Below are 14,160 nucleotides of genomic sequence, written 5' to 3'. Positions count from 1 at the left end.
ATGCGCATTCTCAAGGTGATTTCGTTGTTGCTCGATTACCCGACCGAGACCCTGGTGGCCGGTCGCGACGAGCTGGAAGAAGCGATTCTCCAGGCGCGGGAAATCAGTCCCAACCAGCGCGCCGGGCTGTTCGAGCTGCTGGAGGTGATCTGCGCCAAGGACCTGATGGACGGCCAGGAGCACTACGGCGCGTTGTTCGGTCGCGGCCGGTCGCTGTCATTGCTGCTGTTCGAGCATGTCCACGGCGAGTCCCGCGACCGCGGCCAGGCGATGGTGGACATGATGGCCCAATACGAAGCGGCCGGTTTCGCCATCGGCGTCAAGGAGCTGCCGGACTACATCCCGCTGTACCTGGAGTACCTGTCCACCCGCGAAGACCTGGAGGCCCGCGAGGGCCTGGCCGATGTCGCGCACTTGCTGGCCTTGCTCGCCGCGCGCCTGGATGAACGCGAAAGCGTCTACGCCAGTTGCTTCCGCGCACTGCTGCAAATCGCCGGGGCCGAACCCCAGGGTGCGGTCGCCGAATTGCGCGAGCAGGTGAAGGCCGAGCCACGGGACGACTCCCTCGAAGCCCTGGACAAGATCTGGGAAGAAGAGGCGGTGGATTTCCTCAAGGCCGAGCAGCAGGACCGTTGCGGTTCGCTGCCGAGCGTGCCGGGCAAGGCCAGGGAAGAAAGTGCGGTGCCGTTGCACTGGGTGGATTTTCAGCATGAAGGGCGGGCCGCTGCGCCTGCCGGGGAGGTGGGCAATGTCTAAATGGGATCTGTTGTTGTTCGGGGTCTATCCGTATGTCGCCCTGGCGATCTGCCTGATCGGCAGCTGGGCGCGGTTCGACCTGTCCCAGTACACCTGGAAGGCCGGTTCCAGCCAGATGCTGAGCAACCGGGGCATGCGCGTGGCGAGCAACCTGTTCCATATCGGTGTGTTGTTCGTGCTGGCCGGGCACTTCGTTGGCCTGCTGACACCCTCGGCGATCTACCACCACGTGCTGAGCACCGAGAACAAGCAGTTGCTGGCGATGGTGTCCGGCGGCTTCTTCGGCGGGCTCGGCCTGATCGGGCTGCTGATGCTGCTCAATCGCCGCCTGGGCGACCCGCGGGTGCGCGCCACCTCCAATACTTCGGACATCCTGGTGCTGGTGGTGTTGCTGGTGCAACTGGTGCTGGGGCTGCTCACCATCGTCGCCTCCACCGCCCACATGGACGGTTCGGTGATGGTGATGCTGGCGGACTGGGCGCAGAACACCGTGCTGTTGCGCCCGGTGGAAGCGGCCACGTCGATGGCGCCGGTGGGGCTGGTCTACAAGCTCCATGTGTTGCTCGGCCTGACCCTGTTCGTGCTGTTCCCGTTCACCCGTCTGGTCCACATCGTCAGTGCGCCGGTCTGGTACCTGGGGCGTCGTTATCAAATCGTTCGGCAGAAATTCTGAGGGGGCAATCATGGCCAGTGGATGCGGATGCGGTGGTGGTAATGGCGGTGGTGGCGGCTGTGGTTCTTCGGCCAAGGCCGCGCCGGTGACGGCCGCGGTCGCCGAAGTCGAACCGGTGCAGTACGCGCCGGCCCAGGCGGCGCCCGAGGCGGTCGCTGAGGCCCCGGAACTGATCGCCAGCAGTGAACAGGAATGGCCCATCATCAGCGTCAACGGGGTGTCGATCACCCCGCAGGCGATGGCGCAGGAGCTGCAATACCACCCGGCCGAAAGCCGCGAGGATGCACTCTACCAGGCGGCACGGGCCCTGGTGATCCGTGAGTTGCTCCAGCAGCGCATCGCCGAGCTGGGCCTGTCCCTGCAGGTCGGTGCCGGGGAGAACGAAGAGGAAGCGGCGACGCGGTTGTTGCTCGAACAGGAGGTGCAGGTGCCGCAGTGTGACGAGGCCACCTGCCTGCGCTACTACGAAAGCAATCGGGCGCGCTTCCACAGCGCCCCGTTGCTGGCGGTGCGGCACATCCTGCTCGAATGCGCGCCGGACGATGCCGAGGCCCGCAGCCTCGCCCATGTCCAGGCCGAACTGCTGTTGGAGCGGCTGGACCAGTTCCCGGGCAGTTTCGCCGAGCTGGCCCAGAAATACTCGGCCTGTCCGTCCAAGGAGCAGGGCGGGTCGCTCGGGCAGATCAGCAAGGGCCAGACGGTGCCGGAACTGGAGCGCCAGTTGTTCGCCCTGCCGGCGGGGCTGTGCGGCAAACCACTGGAAAGTCGCTACGGCTGGCACGTGATCAGCATCGACCAGCGCATCGATGGCCAGCCGCTGCCCTACGCGGCGGTGGCGACGGCGATTCGCACACAGTTGCAGCAAGGCGTCTGGCAAAGGGCCCTGGTGCAGTACCTGCAAACCCTGATTGGTGCGGCGGACGTCCGTGGCATTCATCTTCAGGGCGCCGACTCGCCGCTGGTGCAGTGAGCACTGGCTCAATCGGGAGATGTTCATGAACGCGGTGTTGCAGGACGGATTTGGGCGCCAGATCGATTATTTGCGCATGTCGGTGACCGATCGTTGTGATTTCCGTTGTGTGTATTGCATGGCGAAGAACATGACCTTCCTGCCGCGCCAACAGGTGTTGACCCTGGAGGAGTTGCAGCGCCTGGCGCGGCTGTTCGTCGGCCTGGGGGTGAAGAAGATCCGCCTGACCGGTGGCGAGCCGCTGATCCGTCCGGGCATCGTCGGGCTGTGCCGCGACATCGCGGCCTTGCCCGGCCTGCGGGAACTGGTGATGACCAGCAACGGCTCGCAGCTGGGGCGCTTGGCCAGGCCGCTGGTGGATGCTGGGGTCAAGCGCATGAACATCAGCCTCGACAGCCTGGACGGGGAGCGGTTTCGGGCGATCACCCGCAACGGCAACCTGGACGCGGTGCTGGCCGGCATTGACGCGGCGAAGGTGGCCGGGTTCGAGCGGATCAAGCTCAACTGCGTGGTCATGAAGGGGCGCAACTTCGATGAAGTCCCGGCCTTGGTGCAATACGCCATCGACCAACGCATCGACATCAGCTTCATCGAGGAAATGCCGTTGGGCGAGGTCGGGCGTTCCCGGGGCGAGGCGTTCTGTTCCAGCGATGAGGTGCGGGCGGTGATTGCCCGCCAGCACCGCTTGCTCGACAGCGCCGAGAACAGTGGCGGGCCGGCGCGCTATGTGCGCCTGGAACGGCATCCTGACACGCGGATCGGTTTCATCTCGCCCAACACCCATAACTTCTGCGCCAGCTGCAACCGGGTGCGCATGACCGTCGAAGGGCGCTTGCTGTTGTGCCTGGGGCAAGAGGACTCCCTCGACCTGCGCGGCTTGCTGCGGCGATACCCATTGGATGACCAACCGATCATTCAGTCGATAAGGCAGGCACTCAAAGGCAAGCCCTTGCAGCATGATTTCAGCCCCGGTGGGGAAGTGCAGATCGTGCGGTTCATGAACATGAGTGGTGGGTGACCTGACCCACCGCAATCGCGAGCAAGCTTTGCTCCCACAGGTGATTTGCGTGTGCACAGGATTTGTGAACATCGAGATTCTCTGTGGGAGCAAAGCTTGCTCGCGATGACGGCAGCCCAGCCAACATCCCCCGATTGATCCACCCGCCATTCTTGATATCGATCAATTGCCCCTCTGCTTTTTACCCGTACGCTTCACTGCATATTGTGTCTATTTAATTTAAATAACCTATATGTTGTGTCTGGAGCGAAAATGCAAAGCACCTTGATCTCAGTTGGATGTAACCGCTTGCACAAGCGCGACGGCAGTGTGGTGGCCTTTGACGCGGACAAGATCCGCCAGGCGCTGATCGCCGCCGGCAAGGCCACCGGCGAGTACGCCGAGGCTGAAGCAGAAACGCTGCTGCAAGCCGTGCTGGCCCGCTTGGAAGGGCAGTCACGCTTGAACGTCGAGCAGATCCAGGACCGGGTCGAGCGGGTGCTGATGGACGCCGGCTTCTTCCTGTCCATGCGCGCCTACATCGTCTATCGCGAGCAGCACGGCCGCCTGCGGCGGGACCGTCGCACGTTGGTGGAAGTCGCCACGTCGATGAACGAATACCTCGACCGCGAAGACTGGCGCGTGCAGGCCAACGCCAACCAGGGCTATTCCCTCGGCGGGCTGATTCTCAACGTGTCGGGCAAGGTCACCGCCAACTACTGGCTCGACGAGGTCTACAGCCAGGCCATCGGCCAGGCCCACCGCGAGGCCGACCTGCACATCCACGATCTGGACATGCTCGCCGGCTACTGTGCCGGCTGGTCGTTGCGCACGTTGCTGCACGACGGCCTCAACGGCGTCCCGGGGCGGGTCGAGGCCGGGCCGCCCAAGCACCTGAGCAGCGCCCTGGGGCAGATGGTGAATTTCCTCGGCACCCTGCAGAACGAATGGGCCGGTGCCCAGGCGTTCAGCTCGTTCGACACTTACCTGGCCCCCTACGTGCGCAAGGACAACCTCAGCTACGACGAGGTCCGCCAGTCGTTGCAGGAGTTCATCTACAACCTCAACGTGCCGTCGCGCTGGGGCACGCAGACACCGTTCACCAACCTGACCTTCGACTGGGTCTGCCCGCAGGACCTGCGCGAACAGATCCCGATCATCGGCGGTGAGGAAATGCCGTTCGCCTATGGCGACCTGCAAGCGGAAATGGAGCTGCTCAACCGCGCCTACATCGAAGTGATGCAGGCCGGCGACGCGAAGGGCCGGGTGTTCACATTCCCGATCCCGACCTACAACATCACCCACGACTTTCCCTGGGACAGCGAAAACGCCGATCGCCTGTTCGAGATGACCGCGCGCTATGGCTTGCCGTACTTCCAGAACTTCCTCAACTCGGACATGCAGCCCAACCAGGTGCGGTCGATGTGCTGCCGCCTGCAACTGGACGTGCGCGAATTGCTCAAGCGCGGTGGCGGGCTGTTCGGTTCGGCGGAGCAGACCGGCTCCCTCGGCGTGGTGACGATCAACTGCGCCCGCCTGGGCTACCTGTACAAGGGCGACACCAGCGCCTTGCTGCAACGCCTCGATACGCTGATGGAGCTGGCGAAGGAAAGCCTGGAGGTCAAGCGCAAGGTCATCCAGCACCACATGGACGCCGGCCTGTACCCCTACACCAAGCGTTACCTGGGCACCTTGCGCAATCATTTCTCCACCATCGGGGTGAACGGCCTGCACGAGATGCTGCGCAATTTCACCGATGACCAGCAGGGCCTGCACACCGAACACGGGCGCGCATTCGCCCTCCGCTTGCTGGACCACGTGCGCGCGACGCTGCTGCGGTTCCAGGAAGAAACCGGCCACCTCTACAACCTGGAAGCCACGCCCGCCGAAGGCACCACCTACCGCTTCGCCAAGGAAGACCTCAAGCGCTATCCCGACATCCTCCAGGCCGGCAGCCCGGTGGCGCCGTACTACACCAACTCTTCGCAACTGCCGGTGGGGTTCACCGACGATCCGTTCGAAGCCCTGGAACTGCAGGATGAACTGCAATGCAAGTACACCGGCGGCACCGTGCTGCACCTCTACATGGCCGAGCAGATTTCCTCCACGCAGGCTTGCAAGCAACTGGTGCGCAAGGCGCTCGGACGCTTCCGCCTGCCGTACCTGACCATCACGCCGACCTTTTCCATCTGCCCGGTCCACGGCTACCTGGCCGGCGAGCACGAGTTCTGCCCCAAATGCGACGAGGCCTTGCTGCAACAGCAACAGGCCGGCAGCGTCCACTGATCCGATCCATCCACTGCAAGGAGCTTCACTTATGAACGCATCGCAAACCCTTCCCCAAGCACAGCGCCAACGTTGCGAAGTCTGGACCCGCGTGATGGGTTATCACCGTCCGGTGGCGGCCTTCAACCCGGGCAAGCAGTCCGAGCACCGCGAGCGGGTGCACTTCACTGAACGTGCGGCCGGGCGTCCATGAGTCGAGTGCTGCGGGTCGGGGGCATGGTGCCCCTGACCACCCTCGACTACCCCGGCCAATTGGCGTGCGTGCTGTTCTGCCAGGGTTGCGCCTGGCGTTGTCGTTACTGCCATAACCCGCAACTGATCCCGCCCCGGGGCAGCGAGGAAGTGGATTGGTGTCGAGTGCTGGCGTTCCTGCACCGTCGCCAGGACCTGCTCGACGCCGTGGTGTTCAGCGGCGGCGAGCCCACCTTGCAGGACGGTCTCGCCGCGGCCATGGACGAAGTGCGGCAGATGGGGTTTCGCATTGGCTTGCACAGTGCCGGTATCAAGCCGGCGGCCTTCGCCAAGGTGGTCGGGCAAGCCGATTGGGTGGGGTTCGACATCAAGGCGTTGCCTGAAGACGCCCTGGACGTGACCCGGGTCGAAGGCAGCGGCAGCGCCAACTGGCGCAGCCTCGACCACCTGCTCGACAGCGGCGTGGATTATGAGTGTCGCACCACGGTGCATTGGCACCTGTTCGACCCCGAGCGGCTGCTGACCCTGGCCCGGCGCCTGAGCGAGCGAGGCGTCAGGCGCTTTGCCGTGCAACTGGTGCGCACGGCGCGGATGCTCGACCCCCATCTTTCCAGCGTCTCGGCGCAAGGCTTGCAACCTGAGCTGTGGGCCGCCATGCGCGAACTGTTCCCCGCGTTCGTGTTGCGCAGCTGACCGCCCGTGGCGGGGCACGATTCACCGAGGCCCGGGCTGACCGGGCCGTTCCTTTTTCTTGGTTTTCAAATGCGCTGCCAACCGGCAGGTAGAACCAGATGACCGCCGCCGTGGAGGCGCGCAACGCGGTGAGCACCAGCGAACCTCGCGGGTGTCCGAGCGAACCGCCCAGCGCGGCCGCGAGCGTCGGCACAGGCTACATCGATGCAAGCTGACCCACCGCCATCGCGAGCAGGCTCGCTCCCACAGGGGTTCCCGGTTGCTCATCAAACCCCGGCCCAGCACAAATCCCCTGTGGGAGCGGGCTTGCCCGCGAAGGCGTCGGCACATCCAACATCAATACAAGCTGACCCACCGCCATCGCGAGCAAGCTCGCTCCCACACTGGATCTCGGTTGTCCACCAAACCCCGGCCCAGCACAAATCCCCTGTGGGAGCGGGCCTGCCCGCGAAGGCGTCGGCACAGGCAACATCACTGCAAGCTGACCCACCGCTTTCGCGAGCAAGCCCGCTCCCACAGTGATTCCCGGTTGCTCACAAACCCGCGGCCCAGCACAAATCCCCTGTGGGAGCGGGCCTGCCCGCGAAGGCGGCGGCACAGGCGACATCAAGGCAAGCTGATCCACCGCCATCGCGAGCAAGCTCGCTCCCACACTGGATCTCGGTTGTCCACCAAACCCCGGCCCAGCACAAATCCCCTGTGGGAGCGGGCTTGCCCGCGAAGGCGTCGGCACAGACGATATCGATGCAAGCTGACCCACCGCTTTCGCGAGCAAGCTCGCTCCCACACTGGATTTCGGTGGCTCACAAACCTGCGGCCCAGCACAAACCCCTTGTGGAGCGGGCTTGCCCGCGAAGGCGTCGGCACAGACGATATCGATGCAAGCTGACCCACCGCTTTCGCGAGCAAGCTCGCTCCCACACTGGATTTCGGTGGCTCACAAACCTGCGGCCCAGCACAAACCCCTTGTGGAGCGGGCTTGCCCGCGAAGGCGTCGGCACAGACGATATCGATGCAAGCTGACCCACCGCTTTCGCGAGCAAGCTCGCTCCCACACTGGATTTCGGTGGCTCACAAACCTGCGGCCCAGCACAAACCCCTTGTGGAGCGGGCCTGCCCGCGAAGGCGGCGGCACAGGCGATATCGATGCAAGCTGACCCACCGCTTTCGCGAGCAAGCTCGCTCCCACACTGGTTCTCGGTTGCTCACAAACCTGCGGCCCAGCACAAATCCCCTGTGGGAGCGGGCCTGCCCGCGAAGGCGCCGGCCCAGGCGACATCGAAGCAAGCTGACCCACCGCTTTCCCGAGCAGGCTCACGCCCACCGGGTTTTGTGTTACCAGCCCCAGAACTGCAGCCACCAGCCATAACCCACCAGGCCGCTGGCCGATATCAGGCACGCCATGGCGGGCAGTCGTTGAAGGGGCGTTGCTGAAGTCTGTCCCAGGCGTTTCCAACCCAGCCACAGGCTCCAGGCGATCGCCGCCAGCAAAAGCCCGGCGCGAGCCGGTTGCACCCATTCGAGCAACAAGCCTTCATAGCGCAGCAGCTTTACCGTGGTGGCCGACAAGCCGAGGAACAGCCCCGCACCGCCGAGGGGCGTCAGGGTGATGGCCAGGGGCCGATATTGTGCAGGATCGCCGGAGAGTTTCGCCGCCAGGCGCATCAGCAGCATCAGTGACGTACCCAGCACAAAGGCACTCATGCCCAGGTAGGCGAGGATGCAAAAACCGTCGAGCCAGCTGAAACTGTCATTTGCCTGAGGGTAATGCGTCAGCAGCCACCAGGGCGCGGTGTCTTGCAGTGGCCAGAACAGTTCATGGGCGACCAGCCATTGGGCGAGCTGCTGCTTCAAGGCGATGAACCAGGGGCTGACGGTCCATTGGAAGGCGCCCATCGCCAGGCCGATGACCCCGAACAGCAACAGGCGCGGCTCCCACGGCGAGAGTGTCTCGGTCGTCGCGTGGAGAATTTCCTCGTTGCTGGAGCGGGCGATCAGGCGCACGGCGTCGCGCTGGCCGCTGCAACGCCCACAGGCATGGCAGTCGGCGGCGCCGCGCAGGCGGCGGATGTCCAGCAGCGGCGCGCAGTTGGGCGGCGGGCGGCGCGGCGCGGGATTCTCCAGCCAGCGTTGTTCGTTCACCTGGAAATGCAGCGGCGCCAGGCGGGCGAGCAGGGCGAAGACGCCGCTGACCGGGCACAGGTAGCGGCACCACACCCGCTTGCCCCGGGCGAACAGCACGCCGACGATCACCGCCGCAACCGTCGAGCCGCCGAGAATCAACAGCGCCGCCTGGGCATAGTCGTAGACGCTGATGAGTTGCCCGTAGACCGTCGTCAGGCAGAACGCCAGGGTCGGCCAGCCGGCCCAGCGCAACGCCCGCGGCGTGCCCAGGCCCTTGCCGTATTGGCTGGCCCATTCGCTCAAGGCGCCTTCGGGGCAGAGCACGCCACACCAGAGCCGGCCGAACAACACGATCGACAACAACACGAACGGCCACCACAGCCCCCAGAAAAGGAATTGCGCTAACAGGGTGAGGTTGTCCAACAGGCGTGCCTGGCCGTTGGGCAGGGGCGAGAAGGCCGGCACCACCAGCAGCACGGCGTAGAACAGCACCACCGCCCACTGCACGGCGCGAATCGTCGCGCCGTGGCGCCGCATGCCATCGCCGAGGCGCTGCAACCAGGGGTTCACGTCGGGCACGGGAGGCCGTCCGCCTTGCGTGGCCGCAGCCAGCCGGCGACAACGCCCCAGTAAGCCAGCCACACCAACAGCGTCAGTGCACTGGGGCTGGCCCGATAGCCGGCGAAGTCGGCGAGGAACTCGCCCAGACCGTGCCCATCGTCCAGCAGTGCACTGCTGTCCCACAGCGCATCGCCGATGCCGCGGTACACCGCCTCGGGCCAGTCCATTGCCAGCAATTGCCCGCCCACGCGCTCGATGCCGCTGACCAGCAGCGCCGCGCCCAGCAACAACAGGATCGCCTCGCTGATGGCAAAGAACCGCGGCCATGAGATGAACCGGCGGCTGCCGTGCAGCACCGAGACCGTCAGCAGCGCCAGTGCCAGGCCCGCCACCGCGCCCACGGCGAACAGCCCCAGTGACGGCCCTTGCAGGCGAGCACCGGCGCCATACAGGAACACCACCGTCTCACTGCCTTCGCGGCTGACGGCCAGCAACGCCAGCACCAACAGCCCCAGGCCGCCCTGGCGGCCCAGGCGTTGATCGGCATGGCGCGTCAGGTCGCGCTTGAGCGTCATGCCATGGCGATGCATCCAACCGACCATCTGCACGATCAGCCCGCTGGCGAGCAACGCCAATGCCGCCTGGAACCATTCGTTGGCCGCGCCGCTCATGGCCTCGCCCGCCAGCATGATCAGCCCGGCCAATACGCCTGACAGCAGCAAGCCCAACCCGGCGCCGCTCCAGACGTAGCGCAATAATTGCCGGGCCTGCCGTTGCTGGCTGACCCAGGCCTGGAGAATGCCGATCACCAGCAATGCCTCGACGCTTTCGCGCCAGACAATGAACATCGATTGAGTCATGCAAGTGTCTCCTGCGCGCGATTACCGGGCGAGAATGCCGCCCTCGGGCAGTTGCGGATTGAATTCGTCGAAGAACGGGTAGTGTCCCGGTCGCAACGGGTGGATCACCACGAAGGTGGTGACGCCGGGCGAAAGCACTTTTTCCACCCGCAGTGGCGTGCTTTCGAACTCCGCCGGGCCCTGGCCGATGTTTTTCAACACGATCTTGAAGCGTTGCCCGGCCGGCACTTCCAGCTGCGGCGGGATGAAGAGCCCGTCGCGGATGCTCAACGCGTAGGTCGGCAGTTCAGCCTGGGCGATGGCGGGCAGCAGCAAGCCGGCCAGCGTCAAACCGGCCAGGCGCCGATGAGCCGCGCCGTGCCGGGGTCGGGATGGGGGACGCATGTTCAGTAACCGCCTTTCTTGCCGATGCCGGCGTAGACGAATTCGTAATGCAGTTCACAGCGCTCGAACCACGGTGCCACGCCGGTTTCCTTGTCGGTGTGGCGGCCGAGGGAGCCGTGGCCACCCGGCGGCAGGACGGTGAAGGTCAGTTGGTACTTGCCCGGGCCGAGCAGCTTGACGTTATCGCCGTAGTGCGGCCCGTCGTTGGCGACCATGGCATGGAAGTCACCCTTGAGCTCGGTGTCGTCGCCTTGTTTCTTCAGTTGGAAGGATACGTTGAGGTAGGGCACGAAACTGCCTTCCTGGAAGCCCTGGCGATTGTCCGCCGTGGCGCGGATGTCGGCTTCCAGGTGGACGTCGGAATCGGCTGTCGCGCGCATCATGCCGGCGGGCGCCATTTCAATCGGCTGCAGGTACACCGCGCCGACTTCCAGCCCGGGGCACGACTGCGGTTCGCCGATGGGGTATTCCTTGGCCTGGGCCAACGGTGCGAGGAACAGCAGGGCGAGGGACCACGGGGCAAGGGACAGCGGGGCGAAGATACGCATGATGACTTCCTGGACGTAAGGGATGAGCGAGTCTAGGAAGCTTTGCTGCGAATAATAATGATTATTGTCAATTTTCAGCGTGATTGTGCGAAACCAACGCAGGGCGATTCTTGATCGAGATCAAGGGCGCTGCGGGCCCATCACGCTAGGGTGCAGGTACACCCATCTGTCCGCGGGGTTCCCATGGCCAAGCCTTTTCCCCTCAGCCCCAAGCACCCCGAACGCATCTGCTGGGGCTGTGACCGTTATTGTTCGGCGACCGCCCTGGCGTGTGGCAACGGCGCGGACCGGACCATGCACCCGGCCGAGATGATCGGCGAGGATTGGTACCTGCATGGGGACTGGGGCGTGGAGTTGACCGACATCACCGACAAGGCCGTGGACCCGGGTGCCCGTTCAATGAAAGAGTGAGCGAGCTGTGGCGAGGGCACTGGCTCCCGCTCGGTGGCGCAGTGTCCGCAGAAGCCTCGGGGCCGCTACGCCGCCCAGCGGGAGCCAGCTCCCTCGCCACAATTCAAAAGCCCGTCAGAGCTTCGGCATCTGCCCGATCCGCCCCATCATCTCGGTCACGATCTGCAAGTCCAGCAGGAACTGCTCGACCGTCTTGAACTCGTTGTCGTTATGACCGGTGTACTTGACGTCCGGCATCGCCAGGCCGAATTGCACGCCGTTGGGCAGGTCATGGACCGATGTGGCGCCGGCGGAAGTGCCGTACTTGTGCTCCATGCCGAGGTTTTCACTGGCGACGGCCAGGAGCGCCTTGACCCATTCACCTTCCGGGTTGCGGTACATCGGCTCGTCGATGGAGTAGTCGAAGGCCACCGCGACATGGGACTGTTTGCTCCAGTCAGCCAGCTTGCCGGCGATCTCGCTCTTGAGCGCGTCGGTCGACTTGCCCACGGGTACCCGCAGGTTGACTGCCAGCTTGAAGGTCTTGTCATCGAGCCCGACATACGTCAGCGACGCCGTCAGCGGGCCCATGAACCCATCGGAAAAGCCGATGCCCAGGCGCTTGCCCAGGTAGTCCAGGCCCCAGTTGTCGGCGGCGTAGCGGGCGGCGTCGGTGATGTGGTTGTGCTTGAGCGCGATCTTGCCGTCCAGGCCGTGGATAAAGTCCAGCATCCGTGCCACCGGGTTGACCCCTGATTCCGGCTCGGAGGAATGCGCCGAAACGCCGGTGAAGGTCAGTTGCACGTCCTTGCCGACAACCTGGCTGGCCACGTCGAAGTCGCCGCCGTTGCGCTTGGCGTATTCGGTCGCGGCCTTGAGCAGGCTGGCGGCCAGTTCGGCGGGCTGGTCGGTGACGAAGGTGACCACCGAGGTCGACGGGATCTGGTTGGTCGCCTTGCCACCGGTCATCGCGGTGATTTCCGCGCCTTTGCCTTGCGCCTCGCGCCGGGCGAAGTTCGCCATGACGGTGCCATAGCCTTTCTCGGCGATCACTACCGGATAACCGCCGTCCAGCGCCAGGTTGTAGTTGGGGGTCGGGTTGCGTTCGAAATAATAGGGGATCGCGTCGCCGGTGGTTTCCTCGGTGGTGTCCACCAGCAGCTTGAAATGCCGCGCCAGGGGCAGTTTCTCTTCCTTGATGACTTTCATGGCGTAGAGCGCCACCACGATGCCGTTCTTGTCGTCCTCGGTGCCGCGGCCGTACATGCGATCGCCCACCAGGGTCACCTTGAACGGATCGAGCCGGGTGCCATCCTTCAAAACCCAGTTTTCCGGCGTTACTGGCACCACGTCGGCATGGGCGTGAATGCCCACGACTTCATCGCCGCTGCCGTCGAGGGAAATCTCATAGACGCGATTGTCGACGTTGCGGAAGTTCAGGTCGAAGGACTCGGCCAGGCTTTTGATCTTGTCGGCGATCTTGAGGAATTCAGGGTTCTCGTGCTGGGCCACGCCGTCCTTGCGATAGGTCGGGATCGCCACCAGTTCCTTCAGGGTCTCGGTGGCGGCGGCGCCGTACTTCACCCGTGCATACAGGCCCAGCAGGCGATGGATCTCGTTCTGCTGCTCCGCCGACAGCGGCTGGTTGCCGAGGAACGCGCCGATGGCCGGGCCGAGATTGGCGGTCCTGGCCAGGTCGCTCTTGGCGACGCTGCCCAGGAACTGCCTGAAATCGGTCACCGATTGATCGGCGTAGTGCTTGACCAGGGCCGCGCCTTGTTGCGCGGTGAGATTGGCGAACGCTGGCGCAGGGAGTGTGGCGAGGCCGGACAGGAGCAGGGTGGTCACGGCCAGGCGCTTGAGGGAAAAGTCCATTGCTGGGGGCATTCCTTTGCAGGGAGACGGAGGAGTGGGTGTTTGTCGAAACAATCACTTACAACCTAACACCCTGCGGAACCCGCGTGGGAGTGCCGGGGTGAAATCTGTCGCACACCCAGGCAAAAAAGACGCAGAAATGAAAATGCCGGGGGAGAGCGGGGATCCAGCTGACTTGAGTCGGACGCTGGACTTGTAGGATTTGGAATTTGGGACCTGTGACCTGTGGGAGCCAACTGTCTTTCACCCCCACCCGACCCGCGGTCGTCTTTTGGGTGCTATTGCGGGCTCAAATGGCCCCCTCCGGGGCCTCAAGCGGTTTGATCCCGCCACGGCGTGCCGTCGCGCACCATCGCGTTGAGCCGGACCAGCAATACCCGCATACACGCCACCAAGGCCACTTTTGCGCACTTGCCCTTGGCGCGCAGCCTGGCATAGCGGGCTTTGAAATCAGCGTTGTAGCGGACCATCACCAACGCACACATATAGGCTGCGCGGCGCAATCTTCTGCGCCCACCGTAGATATGGCGTTTGCCGGTTTTCACGCCGCTGTCATTATTGAACGGCGCCACCCCAGCCAACGCAGCCACCTGCGCGCGGTTGAGATCGCCCAATTCAGGCAGATAGCAAAACAGGCTGGCAATCGTTACAGGCCCCAAGCCCTTTACGGCACGCAGCCGCTCAAGCAGTTCTGAGTCGACCTGACGAGATTGCTCGGCAATGAGTTTGTCCGTTGCTTTGATCAGGCTCCTCAGCGCAACGTCCAGCGCTTGATAGGTCTCCAGCACTTGAGCCAACTGCGCCTGCTTTGCACGGCGGCGATTATCGTCTCGCTGCTGGATGAGGGCGTC

The 14,160-nt window shown here is 64.3% G+C and carries 14 protein-coding genes; 8 read left to right on the top strand and 6 right to left on the bottom strand.

Going from position 1 to position 14,160, the window contains the following annotated elements; all coding sequences use genetic code 11:
- From narJ to Q6A48_RS23215, 7 genes are all read left to right on the top strand, one after another.
- Complete coding sequence (gene narJ / locus Q6A48_RS23245) at positions 1 to 756, top strand: nitrate reductase molybdenum cofactor assembly chaperone (protein WP_304556734.1); 756 nt, start codon at positions 1 to 3, stop codon at positions 754 to 756.
- Positions 749 to 1,429, top strand: a complete 681-nt coding sequence (gene narI / locus Q6A48_RS23240; protein ID WP_304556733.1) for a respiratory nitrate reductase subunit gamma — start codon at positions 749 to 751, stop codon at positions 1,427 to 1,429. The genes narJ and narI overlap by 8 nt, the downstream gene beginning before the upstream one ends.
- A 10-nt stretch (positions 1,430 to 1,439) precedes the next feature.
- Entirely contained in the window at positions 1,440 to 2,399 is a 960-nt protein-coding gene (locus Q6A48_RS23235; RefSeq protein ID WP_304556732.1) for a peptidylprolyl isomerase, read from the top strand.
- A 25-nt stretch (positions 2,400 to 2,424) separates the two neighbouring features.
- Positions 2,425 to 3,417: a GTP 3',8-cyclase MoaA gene (gene moaA / locus Q6A48_RS23230; RefSeq protein WP_304556731.1), complete on the top strand. Its 993-nt coding sequence runs from the start codon at positions 2,425 to 2,427 to the stop codon at positions 3,415 to 3,417.
- 252 nt (positions 3,418 to 3,669) lie between these two features.
- A complete protein-coding gene (locus Q6A48_RS23225; protein ID WP_304556730.1) occupies positions 3,670 to 5,682 on the top strand; it encodes a ribonucleoside triphosphate reductase in 2,013 nt (670 codons plus the stop codon).
- Between the two features lie 31 nt (positions 5,683 to 5,713).
- Positions 5,714 to 5,875, top strand: coding sequence for an anaerobic ribonucleoside-triphosphate reductase (nrdD, locus tag Q6A48_RS23220; RefSeq protein ID WP_058544450.1), 162 nt, complete (start codon positions 5,714 to 5,716; stop codon positions 5,873 to 5,875).
- A complete protein-coding gene (locus tag Q6A48_RS23215) occupies positions 5,872 to 6,567 on the top strand; it encodes an anaerobic ribonucleoside-triphosphate reductase activating protein (RefSeq protein ID WP_304556728.1) in 696 nt (231 codons plus the stop codon). The genes nrdD and Q6A48_RS23215 overlap by 4 nt, the downstream gene beginning before the upstream one ends.
- Positions 6,568 to 7,902: 1,335 nt before the next feature.
- Here Q6A48_RS23215 and Q6A48_RS23210 read toward each other — a convergent pair.
- Genes Q6A48_RS23210 through Q6A48_RS23195 form a run of 4 tightly spaced genes read right to left on the bottom strand, consistent with a single transcriptional unit; the run spans position 7,903 to position 11,044 of the window.
- A complete protein-coding gene (locus Q6A48_RS23210) occupies positions 7,903 to 9,228 on the bottom strand; it encodes a 4Fe-4S binding protein (RefSeq protein ID WP_369811725.1) in 1,326 nt (441 codons plus the stop codon).
- A 29-nt stretch (positions 9,229 to 9,257) separates the two neighbouring features.
- Entirely contained in the window at positions 9,258 to 10,112 is an 855-nt protein-coding gene (locus Q6A48_RS23205) for an FTR1 family protein (RefSeq protein ID WP_304556724.1), read from the bottom strand.
- Positions 10,113 to 10,133: 21 nt separating this feature from the next.
- A complete protein-coding gene (locus tag Q6A48_RS23200) occupies positions 10,134 to 10,496 on the bottom strand; it encodes a cupredoxin domain-containing protein (protein ID WP_304556723.1) in 363 nt (120 codons plus the stop codon).
- A gap of 2 nt (positions 10,497 to 10,498) precedes the next feature.
- A complete protein-coding gene (locus Q6A48_RS23195; RefSeq protein WP_304556721.1) occupies positions 10,499 to 11,044 on the bottom strand; it encodes an iron transporter in 546 nt (181 codons plus the stop codon).
- Between the two features lie 183 nt (positions 11,045 to 11,227).
- Here Q6A48_RS23195 and Q6A48_RS23190 point away from each other — a divergent pair, with 183 nt between their 5' ends.
- The gene (locus tag Q6A48_RS23190) at positions 11,228 to 11,455 is read left to right on the top strand and encodes a DUF3079 domain-containing protein (protein ID WP_304556720.1); all 228 of its coding nucleotides are present in this window, start codon (positions 11,228 to 11,230) and stop codon (positions 11,453 to 11,455) included.
- Between the two features lie 114 nt (positions 11,456 to 11,569).
- Here Q6A48_RS23190 and Q6A48_RS23185 read toward each other — a convergent pair whose 3' ends face one another.
- Positions 11,570 to 13,309 (bottom strand): dipeptidase, encoded by a 1,740-nt coding sequence (locus Q6A48_RS23185; RefSeq protein ID WP_304556719.1) that lies wholly within the window; start codon positions 13,307 to 13,309, stop codon positions 11,570 to 11,572.
- A gap of 311 nt (positions 13,310 to 13,620) precedes the next feature.
- Positions 13,621 to 14,160, bottom strand: a 540-nt coding sequence (locus Q6A48_RS23180) for a transposase (RefSeq protein WP_304556718.1), incomplete at its 5' end; no start/stop codon positions are given.

Source organism: Pseudomonas citrullilanati, assembly GCF_030580855.1.
In the GTDB taxonomy this organism is placed as follows: Bacteria; Pseudomonadota; Gammaproteobacteria; order Pseudomonadales; family Pseudomonadaceae; genus Aquipseudomonas; species Aquipseudomonas citrulli.
Note: the sequence above shows the minus strand (reverse complement) of the source record. Positions and strands in the feature narration are given on the sequence as shown.

What these genes read in the sequence shown, in the direction of transcription:
- Q6A48_RS23195 (WP_304556721.1), bottom strand. Translation starts at nt 11,044, where the DNA reads ATGCGTATCTTCGCCCCGCTGTCCCTTGCCCCGTGGTCCCTCGCCCTG.
- moaA (WP_304556731.1), top strand. Translation starts at nt 2,425, where the DNA reads ATGAACGCGGTGTTGCAGGACGGATTTGGGCGCCAGATCGATTATTTG.
- Q6A48_RS23215 (WP_304556728.1), top strand. Translation starts at nt 5,872, where the DNA reads ATGAGTCGAGTGCTGCGGGTCGGGGGCATGGTGCCCCTGACCACCCTC.
- Q6A48_RS23210 (WP_369811725.1), bottom strand. Translation starts at nt 9,228, where the DNA reads ATGCGGCGCCACGGCGCGACGATTCGCGCCGTGCAGTGGGCGGTGGTG.
- Q6A48_RS23225 (WP_304556730.1), top strand. Translation starts at nt 3,670, where the DNA reads ATGCAAAGCACCTTGATCTCAGTTGGATGTAACCGCTTGCACAAGCGC.
- Q6A48_RS23235 (WP_304556732.1), top strand. Translation starts at nt 1,440, where the DNA reads ATGGCCAGTGGATGCGGATGCGGTGGTGGTAATGGCGGTGGTGGCGGC.
- Q6A48_RS23205 (WP_304556724.1), bottom strand. Translation starts at nt 10,112, where the DNA reads ATGACTCAATCGATGTTCATTGTCTGGCGCGAAAGCGTCGAGGCATTG.
- nrdD (WP_058544450.1), top strand. Translation starts at nt 5,714, where the DNA reads ATGAACGCATCGCAAACCCTTCCCCAAGCACAGCGCCAACGTTGCGAA.
- Q6A48_RS23190 (WP_304556720.1), top strand. Translation starts at nt 11,228, where the DNA reads ATGGCCAAGCCTTTTCCCCTCAGCCCCAAGCACCCCGAACGCATCTGC.
- Q6A48_RS23185 (WP_304556719.1), bottom strand. Translation starts at nt 13,309, where the DNA reads ATGGACTTTTCCCTCAAGCGCCTGGCCGTGACCACCCTGCTCCTGTCC.
- Q6A48_RS23200 (WP_304556723.1), bottom strand. Translation starts at nt 10,496, where the DNA reads ATGCGTCCCCCATCCCGACCCCGGCACGGCGCGGCTCATCGGCGCCTG.
- narJ (WP_304556734.1), top strand. Translation starts at nt 1, where the DNA reads ATGCGCATTCTCAAGGTGATTTCGTTGTTGCTCGATTACCCGACCGAG.
- narI (WP_304556733.1), top strand. Translation starts at nt 749, where the DNA reads ATGTCTAAATGGGATCTGTTGTTGTTCGGGGTCTATCCGTATGTCGCC.